The sequence below is a fragment of the Micromonospora sp. NPDC048040 genome, assembly GCF_055587185.1.
In genome coordinates this window covers 37,482-50,093 of the sequence record NZ_JBVJGT010000007.1, presented here as the reverse complement: position 1 = coordinate 50,093, position 12,612 = coordinate 37,482, and the positions used below count along the sequence as shown (strand labels likewise).

At 73.3% G+C, this 12,612-nt stretch carries 10 protein-coding genes; 1 reads left to right on the top strand and 9 read right to left on the bottom strand.

From position 1 onward, the window contains the following. Positions 1 to 26 precede the first annotated feature (26 nt). The 3 genes from ACZ6O2_RS10625 to ACZ6O2_RS10615 form a co-directional block, all read right to left on the bottom strand. Complete coding sequence (locus ACZ6O2_RS10625; RefSeq protein ID WP_466022758.1) at positions 27 to 1,958, bottom strand: hypothetical protein; 1,932 nt, start codon at positions 1,956 to 1,958, stop codon at positions 27 to 29. Positions 1,959 to 2,170: 212 nt separating this feature from the next. Then, positions 2,171 to 3,871: a glycosyl hydrolase gene (locus tag ACZ6O2_RS10620; protein ID WP_466022684.1), complete on the bottom strand. Its 1,701-nt coding sequence runs from the start codon at positions 3,869 to 3,871 to the stop codon at positions 2,171 to 2,173. Positions 3,872 to 4,024: 153 nt separating this feature from the next. After that, positions 4,025 to 4,846 carry a shikimate dehydrogenase gene (locus tag ACZ6O2_RS10615; protein ID WP_466022683.1) on the bottom strand — a complete coding sequence of 274 codons (822 nt, stop codon included), beginning with the start codon at positions 4,844 to 4,846 and terminating at the stop codon, positions 4,025 to 4,027. Positions 4,847 to 4,973: 127 nt separating this feature from the next. Between ACZ6O2_RS10615 and ACZ6O2_RS10610 the strand changes: the two genes are divergently transcribed. After that, positions 4,974 to 5,105 (top strand): hypothetical protein, encoded by a 132-nt coding sequence (locus ACZ6O2_RS10610; protein WP_466022682.1) that lies wholly within the window; start codon positions 4,974 to 4,976, stop codon positions 5,103 to 5,105. Positions 5,106 to 5,363: 258 nt separating this feature from the next. On the opposite strand, the gene mltG is transcribed toward ACZ6O2_RS10610, so the two are convergent. From mltG to ACZ6O2_RS10580, 6 genes are all read right to left on the bottom strand, one after another. Next, the gene (mltG, locus tag ACZ6O2_RS10605; RefSeq protein ID WP_466022681.1) at positions 5,364 to 6,563 is read right to left on the bottom strand and encodes an endolytic transglycosylase MltG; all 1,200 of its coding nucleotides are present in this window, start codon (positions 6,561 to 6,563) and stop codon (positions 5,364 to 5,366) included. Beyond that, positions 6,560 to 7,021, bottom strand: coding sequence for a Holliday junction resolvase RuvX (gene ruvX / locus ACZ6O2_RS10600; protein ID WP_350708988.1), 462 nt, complete (start codon positions 7,019 to 7,021; stop codon positions 6,560 to 6,562). Before ruvX ends, mltG begins: the two co-directional genes overlap by 4 nt. A 73-nt stretch (positions 7,022 to 7,094) precedes the next feature. Then, a complete protein-coding gene (gene alaS, locus ACZ6O2_RS10595; RefSeq protein ID WP_466022680.1) occupies positions 7,095 to 9,773 on the bottom strand; it encodes an alanine--tRNA ligase in 2,679 nt (892 codons plus the stop codon). Further along, positions 9,770 to 10,075: a hypothetical protein gene (locus ACZ6O2_RS10590; RefSeq protein WP_357457616.1), complete on the bottom strand. Its 306-nt coding sequence runs from the start codon at positions 10,073 to 10,075 to the stop codon at positions 9,770 to 9,772. Before ACZ6O2_RS10590 ends, alaS begins: the two co-directional genes overlap by 4 nt. Before the next feature lie 24 nt (positions 10,076 to 10,099). Beyond that, on the bottom strand, positions 10,100 to 10,561 hold the full coding sequence (locus tag ACZ6O2_RS10585) for a DUF948 domain-containing protein (protein WP_350708994.1): 462 nt from the start codon (positions 10,559 to 10,561) through the stop codon (positions 10,100 to 10,102). 151 nt (positions 10,562 to 10,712) lie between these two features. Then, positions 10,713 to 11,333 (bottom strand): hypothetical protein, encoded by a 621-nt coding sequence (locus tag ACZ6O2_RS10580; protein ID WP_350709069.1) that lies wholly within the window; start codon positions 11,331 to 11,333, stop codon positions 10,713 to 10,715. Positions 11,334 to 12,612: the final 1,279 nt, after the last annotated feature.

Genomic DNA, 12,612 nt, shown 5'->3' with positions numbered 1-12,612 from the left:
GACGTCCCGTTACGAACGGTCGACCCTCACTGCACGGAGAAGAACGTCGACGGGGTCGACCACGTCACCCCGGCGACCGCCGGGGAGATCACCGTCGCCGCCGCGCCGTCGACCGCCGGGGCGGCCGTCGGGTCGAACGGCACGCTGCGCAGCGTCCCGTCGGTGCCGCCGTACACGATCCTGCCGCCGACCCAGGCCATGCCGCGCACGGTCGACCAGGTGACGCCGGTGGTGGGCAGGGTGAACTCGGTGGCGCCGAGGTAGTTGCCGTCGATCTCGAAGTAGCGGTAGTAGAGGCCGCTGGCGCCCGTCCGGGTGTAGTAGAGGCGACCGTCGAGATAGAACGCGCCGGTCATCGCCGCCGGGTTGAACCAGTCGTTGTAGCCGGACGCCTCCCACGGCACGCCGATCGCGCCGCCGTTGAACATCGAGATGTCGATCCGGCTGCCGGTGGGGGTGCCGGCGACCGCGTGCGACCAGTAGATCCGGTCGGCCACCCGCCAGGTCGCGCCGGCCGCCGTGTAGTTCGGCTGGCTGACGGTGGTCGGGGCGCCGACCGCGGCGCCGTCGAACGGGACCTTCGCCAGCTCGCCGGGCCCGGTGCCGACGTAGAGGTTGCCCGTGGTCGCGGTCGGCGGGTTCTTCGGCGTGATGGTGCGCCCGCCGGCCAGCGGGAACATGCCGAGCCGGCCGTGGTACTCGTTGCCCATGCCGTCGGAGTTGTGGCCGAAGTAGAGGCCGTCGCTGCCGCGCCAGAGCACCGGCACCGAGGAGCCCCAGTTGCTGGTGCCGGCCGGCATCGACGCGCTGCCGCTGCGGCGGGGGTTCCAGTTCACCGGCATGCCGGTGGCCGGGGTGACCGCGGCGATGCCGAGCCGGTCGATCGCGCCGGCACCGGCCCGGTCGCTGGCGTTCGGGTTGTTCAGCCAGCGGAAGTGCCCGCCGAGGTAGATGACGTTGTCGGCGACCTCGACGGAGGTGATGGTGTCGTTGCCGGTGTAGTCGACCCAGGTGCCGAGCTGGCCGGCGCCCCGGGCCGCGGTCTCGAACCGCACCAGCGCGTCGCAGTACGCGGCCGGCCAGCCCGCGCCGCCGTTGGTGCCGACGACGAACCAGCTGCTGTCGGCGCCGAACTTGACGTCCTGCACGTAGTGCACGAAGGTCGCCGGCGACGCGCACGGCGGCACGAACTTCTCGGTGCTCCAGTCGAGCAGGGTCGGCGTGCCGGACAGGTCGACCAGCGCCATCTGGTTGCGCGGCAGGTCGTTGACGTACATGAAGTTGCCGCCGACGGCCAGGGTGGCGCCGTCGGGGGCGACGTCGATGGTCCAGACGTACGAGGTGGTGTCGTGGCGCCCGACGGTGGCGTTGACGTTGAAGGTCGGGTCGATCGCGCCGGTGGTGGCGTTGAGCCGGCCCAGGCCGGCGTGCGCGGTGCCGTTGAGCCAGTTGAACGCGCCGGCCACGTAGAGGTGGTTGCCGTACAGGGCCAGGTCGCGGACGGTGCCGCCGTCGGAGCGGCCGACCCAGCTGTCGACGATCGCGCCGGTGGCCGGGTCGAGCGCCACCAGGTTCTTGCGCGAGACGCCGTTGACGGTCTTGAACGCGCCGCCGACGATCAGCGTGCCGCCGGGCCCGGCGACGAGCGTGTTGACCGCGCCGTCGAGTACCGGCAGGAAGGCGGTGGAGATCGTCCCGGTGGCCCGGTCGTACGCGAAGAGGTAGCGCTGCGTCGTCCACGCCGCGGTGGCGGTCTGCCGGATCTGGGTGAAGCTGCCGCCGACGTACACCATGGAGCCGACCTGCGCGAAGGCGCGGGTCTCGCCGTCCCGGGCGTGGGGGGTGGCGTCGGCGGGGTTCGCCGAGACCAGGGTCGCCGGTTCGGGGGCCGGCACCACGGCGGCGGAGGCCCCGGTGGGGACGGCCAGCACGGCGGCGACGGTCACCAGCGCGACCACCCCCGCCCGGGTGCGGAATCCGGCGGATCGCCGGAAGCGCGGGATTTCGGGCACGCTACGCCTCCAAGGTGGAAGAAGACCCGCGTAGCGTGCCTCGCCCACCCCGCTCGGCGATATCCGCCGATTGGGCGGTCAGTGCCTCCGCAAGCGACAGACCGTGTGTTCTGTCGGATGTCCGACTCTTCCGGTCGTCCGCCGGCCTGTGCCGGCGGTCAGCGACTGCCTCCGGTGGGCTGCCGCAGGTAGCTGTCGCGACCGGCGCGGGCGAACCCGGCCACCGCCGAGGCGTCGTGGTTCATCGTCATGTCGCACGTGCTCGTCCGGCGGGTCATCCCGGCGGAGTTGAAGTAGATCGCGGCCTTGATCTTCGGGTGCGCCTTGAGCGCCGCCGGGAACTCCTCGAACCAGCGCCGCTTGGCGTCCGGGTCGGCCGCGTTGAAGTTGGTGCCGAACTCGGCGAGCATCCGCGGCTTGCCGGCGCCGAGGCGGTGCTCGTCCAGCCACCGGTAGAAGCGGCCGATGGTGGTGGCGGGGCTCTTCCACACCGTGCTGCCGTTGCAGACGTGGAAGTTGTACGGGTCGTAGCCCACCCAGTCGACGTACCGGTCACCGGGGTAGAGGGCGGCGTACCGGTCGTAGTGGCCGGACCAGCCCATCATCGTCCACACCCAGACGGCGTTGTGGGCGCCCGCCGCGGCGAACCGGTCGTGCACGTGCCGCCAGGCGCGGACGAAGTCGGCGTCGCTGCCCTTCGCCGGCTCGTCCTCCGGCTCGTGGTCGAAGCCCATGAAGACCGGCACGCCGGTGTCGCGGATCCGGCCGGCGACCGCGTCGATGGTGGCGTCGTACCGGCCACTGTAGACGTCACGCCAGGTCAGCACGGTGCCGGAGGAGAAGATGCGGGACTCCCAGGCGAAGAACATCAGCCGACCCTCGCGCATCTGCTGCCGCTGGTAGGCGTCCGGGAACGCGCCGTTGCTGCCGGTGCCGGAAAAGTCGTGGTAGCGGTGCACGATGTCGAACTTCCGCCCGACCTGCGCCTCCACCTCGGCGACCGCCGCCCCGTGGTCCCACCCGTCGGCCGCGCCGGCCGGGGAGTACATCCCCCACCAGGCACCGCACGAGGGGACCAGCTTGCCCGACACCTCGCCGCACCGCCCGGTGCCGCCCGACGGGCTCGCCGACGGGCGCGGCGTGGCACGGGTCGGGCTGGCGCTGGGGGTCGGCCGTGGCGCGGGCGTGGGCGCCACCGTCCGGCTCGGCGAGGGCGCGGCGCTGGTGACCGCCGGCGTGGGCGGGGTGCCGACGTCGTAGCGGATCTCCAGGCGCGGACGCAGGTCGGGGTTGCGGTTCTCCGTCGACGCCCAGTAGATCCGGGTTTCCAGGCCAGTCTGGGCCAGCGAGACCGTCCAGGTGCCGTTCCCCCTGACCAGGGCCGAGACGTCCCACTCGTTGAAGCCCGCCGCCACCGGGGACACGGCGTCCAGGGCCGGGCCCGGCGGCGTCGGCACCGGGCGCGCCGCGCCGGCGTCGGCTGTGGACGCGTGCGCGGTCACCGTCGCGGGGAACCTCTGCCAGGCGTGCACCCGCAGCGTGGCCCTGACGTTGACGGCGGACGCCGGCAGGCTGGTCACCGCGAACCGGATGACCGCCTCCCGGGCCCCGCGCGGGTTGCCGTCGCAGCGGGCGGCGCAGGTCGCCAGCGTGGTCTTCGCGCCGTTGTCGCCGTCCTGCGGCACCGTCGTCGCCGTGGTGTCCGCCGTCGCCCGGATCGACATGTCGTCGGCGGCCAGCAGCGGCACCGTGGTGGCGGCGATGCCGACGACCACGGTGGTGCCGACGACGCCGAGCAGCACGGCCTTGCGCCGAGGGCCGTGGTGCCGGGTGCGGCGGTGCAGTCCGTGCCTGCTCAAGGAACACTCCCTGTGTCTCGGGCGGTGACGCTCAGCAGCGTATCCACGACCACCACCCGACGTGGGCAGGACAGCGGGACGTAAGCGCGTCTTAACCGTCGCCTAAGGATGCCCTGGACAACCACAGGGGACGGTCCCGTCCGGCGGGGACGGTCAGGCGGCGCGGGCGGCGGCCAGCGCGGCGGCCATCGCCGCCCGGGGCGCGGTGACGCCCGTGAAGTGCTCGAACTGGCCGACCGCCTGGGCCAGGAGGAGGTCGAGCCCGGAGACGATCCGGCAGCCGGCGGCCTGGGCGGACGCGGCCAGCGGCGTGGGCCACGGGTCGTAGAGCGCGTCGAAGAGCACCGTCTCCGGCCGCCAGGCGACGGTCTCCGCGAGCGGGTCGGCGACGCCCTTCGGCACGGTCGAGACCACCACGTCGGCGCGGCACCGGTCGGCCGCGTCGGCCCAGGTCGCGCCGGCCATCGCCACGCCGACCGCGCGCGCCACCGGGAGCAGTTCCTCGACCGCCGCCGGCCGGCGGGCCACCACGGTCACCGCGCGGGCGTCCAGCCGGCCGGCCGCCGCCACCGCCGCCCGCGCCGTGCCGCCCGCGCCCAGCACCGTCACCGTCGCGCCGGGGCGCACCCCGGCGTCGGCGAGCACCTCGACCATGCCGACGACGTCCGTGTTGTCGGCGTACCAGGAGCCGTCCGGCCGGTGTACCAGCGTGTTGGCGGCGCCGACGGCGGCGGCGACCGGCGAGACCTCGTCGGCCACCGCGAGCGCCGCCTCCTTGCCCGGCATCGTCACCGACAGCCCGGCCCACTCCGGGCCCAGGCCGGCGACCACGTCCGGCAACTCCGCCGCCGCGCACTCGATCCGGGTGTACGACCACCCGGCCAGCCCCGCCGCCGCGTAGCCGGCGTTGTGGATCACCGGGGAGAGGGAGTGGGCGACCGGTTTTCCCAGCACTGCGACCCTGTGCTCCGTCACAGCACTCCCTCACCCCGGCAACGATCAGTTAGTTCAGGGAAGCGTAGCCACCGTCGAACAGTTACCAATACCGGTACGGCAGATCCGGTAGGAGTAACCCGACCGCGCGAAGGCAGCCCACTGCTCCGTGGCAGTGCAGACCGAGTTTCCCTTCCACGACCACGAGCTGCTGCCCGGCGCTCTCTCCTGCCACCGGGCGCAGTGGCCGTCGGTCAGCGGGTCCCGGGCGAAGAGGTCCCAGTCCCCGTTCCCGATGTAAACCGCGCGACCCTCCGCCCCTGTGGTGCTCCTGGTGATCTCAGCAGCATGCGCCGGAACTGCGGCGAAGGCAACGAGGGCCATGGCGGTCGACGCCACAGCTCCTGCTCGCACAAGCCACTTCCTCGTCCTCACAACCCACTCCCCGTTTCGCATAGCGATCACTACGGACAGCGGCAGTCTAGAATACGAACAGTAGCTGATCAAGACGGTCGTCTATGAGACTAGTGCCGCCGTCAGGCAGCCCGGCCGACGTATCTCAGATAACGCCAGCCTCCTTGGCCTTAGCTTCGTTACGCTTCTGCTCCTCGTAGGTCTCGGCGAAGGCCGAGTGCCCCTCCTTGTCGATCGCCACGAAGAAGAGCCACTTGCCGTCGGGCGGGTCCATCGCGCCCTCCATGGCCTGCTTGCCCGGGTTGTTGATCGGGGTCGGCACCAGGCCCTTCAGCTTGCGGTTGTACGGGTTCTTCGGGTTGTCCAGGTCGGCGTCGGTCATGTCGGCGGACCTCTTGGTCTTCTGGCCGGTCAACTGCAGGTAGTAGTTGACCGTGACGTCCATCTCCAGGCAGTTGCAGGGAAACTCGCCGAACACCCGGTTGTACGCCACCCGGGCGACCTTGCCCAGGTCGTCCTTGTTTCCCGCCTCGGCCTGGGCCAGCGACGCGACGATCAGCGCCTCGTACGGGCTGATGCCGCCGCGCTCCTTCTGCACCCGGTCGGCGAACTGCATCTCGCCGGTGACGGCGAGGAAGTTCTCCACCATCAGCGTCAAGATGGTCTCCGCGGTCGCCTTCGGCGGGATCTCGTAGGTGTCGGGGTAGAGGAAGCCCTCGATCGACGGCTTGACCTTCTTGCCGTCGGTGCGCTTGAACCACCAGTCCGGCACGCCGAGCGCGAGCGGGTCCTTCGCCGCCGCCTCGAAGTCCTTCACCGGGATCTTGGTCTCCTTGGAGAGCAAGAGGTAGACATCCTTCGCCGTCCGACCCTCCGGGATGGTGACCCCGTTGACGATCCGGTTCTTCAGGTCGAGCATCGCGGTGACCGCGCTCTCGCCGCTCATCTGCTTGCGCAGCTTGTAGGTGCCGGGCTGGATGTTCTTGCTGCGCGAGTTGGCCTCGGCGGCCTCGATGAACGCCTTGGCGCTCTTCACCACGTCGGCGGCGACCAGCGCGTCGGCCATGTCGGCGATCAGCGCGCCCTGCTTGATCTCGACGGTCACCTCGCCGGTGCCCGTGCCGTCGTAGTCGGGCGTGACGAAGTAGCCCTGGATCCGGTCGAAGCCGTAGAAGGCGCCGCCCCCGATCCCGCCCAGCAGGACCAGGGCGAGCAGCAGCGCCAGGACGGTCTTGCCCCGCCCGCCGCCGGAGCGCCCGTCGCGCTTACGCATGGCGCTGCGCCGGTGTTTGCCCTTCTCCCCCCGCTCCTGCTCGTCGAACCCGAGGTCCAGATCGTCGATCATCGTGTCCGCCTCCGCTGCGCGTCCAGCCAGCTCTGCAGAATCTCCACCGCGGCAGCCTGGTCGACCACCGCCCGTTGCCGTTTCCCCCGGACACCACGCTCGGCAAGCCTACGAGACGCCACGACCGTGGACATCCTCTCGTCGGTGAGCGCCACCGGAACGGGCGCTATTACATCGGCCAGTCGGTCAGCGTACGCCTTCGCGTGGACGGCCGCCGGACCGTGCTTGCCGGCGAGATTGACCGGAAGGCCGACGACGACCTCGACCGCCTCGTGCTCGGCCACCAGCGCGGCGAGCTCGGCGATGTCGCTCGGCACCGCGTCCGGGCCCGCCGTGAGGTCGCGGGCGAGGGTGACCAGCGGGGTGGCCAGCACCCCGTGCGGGTCGGAGCGCGACACCCCCACCCGGACCTGACCGACGTCCACGCCGAGCCGGACGCCATGGGACAATTCGCTCACCGTCGGTAACTCCCCCAGAAACGGCGAACCAGGGCGGACCATCCCGGTCCGCCCTGGTCGCTGCGGTCTCGCATCACGCCTCGGCGATCGCCTTCTCGACCGTGAGCAGCAGGTTCGGCGCTTCCGCCGCCGGCAGGCCGCCGCCCTGGGCCAGGTCGGGGCTGCCGCCCCCGCGCCCGGAGAAGGCCGCCTTGACCAGGTCGGCGGCGGACAGGCCCCGGCTGCGGGCGGCCGGGTTCACCGCGACCACCAGGGACGCCTTGCCGTTGGCCCGGGCCGCCACCGCGACGACCGCCGGCCGCGCCGGGTCGATCTTGCCCCGGATCTCCTGGGCGAGCGTCCGCACGTCGTTGCCGGCCGCGCCCTCCGGCGCCTCGGTGCCCACGTACGCGACCCCGCGCACGTCCTTCGCCTGCGCCGCCAGCGCCGCCGCGCCGCCGAGCACGAGCTGGGCGCGCAGCTTCTCCAGCTCCTTCTCGGCGTCGCGCAGCTGCGTCACGGTCTGCTCGACCCGGTCGGCGACCTGGTCGTTGGGCACCCGGTACAGCTCGGCGAGGCGGGACACCAGCAGGTGCTCGCGGGCCAGGAAGTGGAAGGCGTCCATGCCGACCAGCGCCTCGACCCGGCGCACCCCGGAGCCGATCGACGACTCGGAGAGGATCTTGACCAGGCCGAGCTGGCCCGAGCGGGCGACGTGGGTGCCGCCGCACAGCTCCCGGGCGTAGTCGCCGACCTCGACGACCCGCACCTCCTCGCCGTACTTCTCGCCGAACAGCGCCATCGCGCCGATCCGCCGTGCCTCCTCCAGGGAGGTGACGAAGGCGTGCACCTCCAGGTCGGCGAGGAGCACCTCGTTGACCTGCTGCTCGACGTCGCGCAGCACGCTCGGCGCCACCCCCGTGGGGGTGTTGAAGTCGAAGCGCAGCCGCCCGGGGGCGTTCAGCGAACCGGCCTGGGTCGCGGACTCGCCGAGGAAGTTGCGCATGGTCTGGTGCACCAGGTGGGTCGCGGTGTGCGACCGCGAGATGGCCCGCCGGCGGGTGGTGTCGATCTCCGCGTAGCCGGTCTCCCCCGCCCGCACCTCGCCCCGGACCACTCGGGCGCGGTGCACGATCAGGCCGGGCACCGGCTGCTGCACGTCGAGCACCTCGACCTGGCCGCCGCCGACCGTGATCATGCCCAGGTCGGGCTGCTGCCCGCCGCCCTCGGCGTAGAACGGGGTGGCGTCGAGCACCAGCTCGACCGTGTCGCCCTCGACCGCCGCCTGACGGGGGCCGTCGACGCCGAGCACCGCCCGCACCGTCGACTCCCGGGACACCTCGCTGTAGCCGGTGAACGTCACCGGCCCGCCCGAGTCGAGCACCGACCGGTACGCCGACAGGTCGGTGTGCCCGGTCTTGCGCGCCTGGGCGTCGGCCTTGGCCCGGGCCCGCTGGTCGGCCATCAGCCGGCGGAAGCCCTCGGCGTCGACCTGGAGGCCCTGCTCGGCCGCGATCTCCAGGGTCAGGTCGATCGGGAAGCCGTACGTGTCGTGCAGCTGGAACGCCTTCTCACCGGAGAGCGCCTTCTTGCCGGCGGTCCGGGTCTCGGCGATCGCCGTGTCCAGGATCGTCGTGCCGGCGCGCAGGGTGGACAGGAACGCGTCCTCCTCCGCGTACGCGTAGTCGGCGATCCGGTCGAAGTCGGCGGCCAGCTCCGGGTACGACGGGGACATGCAGTCCCGGGCCACCGGCAGCAGCTCGGGCAGCGCCCGCTCCTGCCAGCCGAGCAGCCGCACGGCCCGGATCGCCCGCCGCATGATGCGCCGCAGCACGTAGCCGCGCCCCTCGTTGCTCGGGGTGACCCCGTCGCCGATCAGCATCAGCGCGGTACGCACGTGGTCGGCGATCACCCGCAGCCGGACGTCGTCGGGGTGGGACTCGCTGGCGACGTGGCCGGAACGGGCGCCGTAGCGCTTGCCGGTCAGCTCGGCGGCCTTGTCGAGGATCGGCCGGACCTCGTCGATCTCGTAGAGGTTGTCGACGCCCTGGAGGATGGACGCCATCCGCTCCAGGCCCATGCCCGTGTCGATGTTCTTCGCCGGCAGGTCGCCGAGGATCGGGTAGTCCTCCTTGCCGGTGCCCGGGCCCCGCTCGAACTGCATGAAGACGAGGTTCCAGAACTCCATGTAGCGGTCCTCGTCGACCGCCGGGCCGCCCTCGCGGCCGTACTCCGGGCCGCGGTCGTAGAACAGCTCCGAGCACGGGCCGCACGGGCCGGGGATGCCCATCGACCAGAAGTTGTCCGCCTTGCCCCGACGCACGATCCGCTGGGCGGGCACGCCCACGGAGCGCCAGATGTCGTACGCCTCGTCGTCGTCCAGGTAGACCGTCGGCCAGATCCGCTCCGGGTCGAGGCCGAACCCGCCCTGCTCCTGCGACTTGGTGACCAGGTCCCAGGCGAGCGGGATCGCCCCGTCCTTGAAGTAGTCACCGAAGGAGAAGTTGCCGTTCATCTGGAAGAACGTGCCGTGCCGGCTGGTCTTGCCGACCTCGTCGATGTCGGGCGTGCGGATGCACTTCTGCACGCTGACGGCCCGCCGGTACGGCGGGGTCTGCTGCCCCAGGAAGTAGGGGACGAACTGCACCATGCCGGCGTTGACGAACAGCAGGTTCGGGTCGCTGATGGCGGGCAGCGGAGCGGACGGCACCACGGCATGGCCGTTCGCCTCGAAGTGGGCGAGGTACCGCCGCTTGATCTCCGCCGTCTTCATCGCTGGTGTTCCTCCGGAAAGATTTCTCGGTCGCCGATGCGCGGGTCCTCCCGCAACTCGGCGAACTGGTCGTCGAACGCCTCGCCCTGGGCGAACGCCTCGTGGATCTCCTGCTCGCGCTCGGCCATCCCGATCCGGACGTCCTCCACGAAGCTACGCAGCGACTCCGCCAGCCCGCCAGCGGATTCGGACAACGTGCTGGCGATGCCGGCCGGGGTGTACGACTGCGCGGTGCGGGTCGCCTTGCGGACCACGACCACGCCGACGGCCAGCCCGATGCCGAGCCAGAACAAGCGCCTCATTCCCCAGCCCTCCTGGTCGTGCCGTCAGCGGTTGCCGCGCTTGGCGGCCCGCCGCTGCTGCTTGATGGTGTCGCGTACCTCGCGCTCGGTCTCGGCGTGCCGGCGGGCGGCGGCGGCCTTGCGCACGCCGTAGCCGAAGGCGGCCACCTTGACCAGCGGGTTGGCGGCGGCGGCGGAGACGACGGCGGCCAGGTTCGCGACGTTGGCGGTGACGTTCTGCGCGTGGCTGGTCATGGTGTCGACCTTGGCGAGCTGCAGGTTCACTCCGTCCAGGGAGGTCTGCACCTGCTCCAGGGTCGTGTTCACGTTCTTCACCGTGGTGTTGACGTCGCCCAGCAGCGGCGCGGTGCGGTCGTTGAGGTCGTTGATCATGCGGGTGGTCGCGTCCACGGTGTGCCGCAGCCGCAGGATGGGCAGCGTCAGGATCAACACCAGCATCGCGAACGCGATCGCCGCGATCAGCGCCGCGACCTCTCCAAAGTCCACGCCTGTCCTCCTCAAGCAGGGGTCCCGGGGACCGGACGTCCCCGGAACGCGCGACCGTTGTGCCCACACCGCCGCCCGGCGACCCGCAGGGGCCAGCGGGGGCTGGCGGATCCGCCAGCCCCAGACCCTACCGTCCGTGAGGGAAACCGGCTCAGGACGGTGAGGGTGTCGGTTCGCCGAGCGGATCCTCGCTGAACGTCGGGAAGGGATCCTCGCCCGTGAGCGACGGGTCGATGCTCGGCTGCGGTCTGGTCCGCTCGTCGTCGATCGCGTTGCGGACCTTCACCGACACCAACGATCCGGCGCACTGCTGCGCTGCGGCCGACGGATCGGGCGACTCCACGGCCGGTGCCCCGTCCACCGGCGGCGGCGCGCAGGTCGGCTCGCGCACCCAGAGGTCGAGGGTCAGCTCGTCCCGGCGCCAGCAGGTGTAGCTCCCCTTCGGCGACTGCTCCGGGCAGCGGGTCACCTGCCACGGCCGCCAGCCGTCCTCGGTCAGCGCCCGCTCGTAGGCCTGCGCGGTCTCCTCCGGTGACCGTTCCGAGGTGATGGTGCGTTCGCGCAGCCGGCAGTCGAGCAGGCACCACCGGCTGCCGCTGACGTCGTCGACCGTCTTCGCCGCCGCCCAGCCCGGCACGTCCAGCTCGTCGAGGGTGTCGAAGACCGGGTCGCGGCTGAGCGTGCGGATGCCGAAGAAGAGCGGGATCGCGCCCAGGAGCACCACGCTGACCAGGGCCAGGACGCCCATCCGCAGCCGCCGCCGCTCGCGCATCTGCCGCCGCAGCTCGGACCGCGCGCCGCGCAGCCCGCCGGGGGCGGGGGCGTCGTCGTCGGGCGACCCCGGCTCCGCGGCCTGCCGCAGCGCCGGCCCGTCCGCCGGTCCCGGCCCGACGGCGGGAGGATCGGCGGGCGGTACGACCGAGGCGGCGGCCCGGGCCACCGGCGGCCCGCCGGCGGGTCCCGGCGGCGGCACCGGCGGGACGCCCGCCGGCTCCGGTCGCCCGGGGTCACGGGGCGGCGGCAGGGCGCGCCCGGCGGCGCGGTCCTCCGGTCCGGGCCGGGGTGCCGGGGCGGCGGCGCGGGCCACGCCGGTCGGCCCGGCCGGTCCGGGGCGGGAACCCGCGCCGGAGGTCGGCTCGGGCCGGTCCCGCCCCTCGGCGGGGGGCCGGGCGGGGCCGGGCGGATTGCCGGGCCGGGCGGGGCCGGGTGGCGTGTGCCCCGGCCGGCGCGGACCGGCCGGCGCGTCAGGTCCGGCGATGCCCGGGCCGGCGGTGACATGTCCCGCGGTGCCCGGGCCGGCGGTGCCGGGCGGAGTCGTGGGGGCCGGCGGTCCGCCGGCGTGGGTGGCCCCGGGCGGCATTCCGCCGGCCTCGGGGGCCCCGGGCGGCGGCACGGCGGCCCGACCCGGCGCGGCGTCGGGTCGCGCGGCGCCCCGGACCGGTCCGCCCTGGGGCACGTCGGGACGGGTCCGGCCACCCGGGCGCGGCTCGCCTTCGAGCGGTCCGGCCGGCGCCGGTCGTGCGGCGCCCCGCGCTGGCGGCGCACCGGAGGGTGCGCCGTCGGCCGGTCGGGGCGGTTCGGAACCGGGCCGGGCCCGGCCCGTCACCTGTCCGGTGTCGTCGCCGGGGACCGGCGCTCGCGCGCCGGGCCGGGCCCGGCCGGCGACGGCGCGGCCGGTCCCGGTGCCGCGCTGCTCCGAATCGGATGCCGCCGACGGGCCGCCCGGGACGGGCGGCGCCGCCGGTGGCTTGACGGTCGGCAGGGCGGGGTCGGTGTGGTGGGTGCGGCCGGCCTGCCGGAGCCAGTCGGCCGGGCGCTCCGGCCGGCCGCCCCGGGGCTCGCCGGGGGCGGGCCGCCGCCGGCCCGATTCCCCCTCGCCGGGTGCCGCGCGGCGCCCCGGCCCGGCGTTCTCCCCGTCGTCCGGGCTCGCCCGGTGCCCCCGGGCACGGCCGGCCGAGGCTTCCGCACGACCGGTGGGCGGCGCCGCGGGGCCGCCGTCCGCACGACCGGGCGCTGTGGGGCCGCCGTCCGCACGGCGGGTGGGCGCGGAG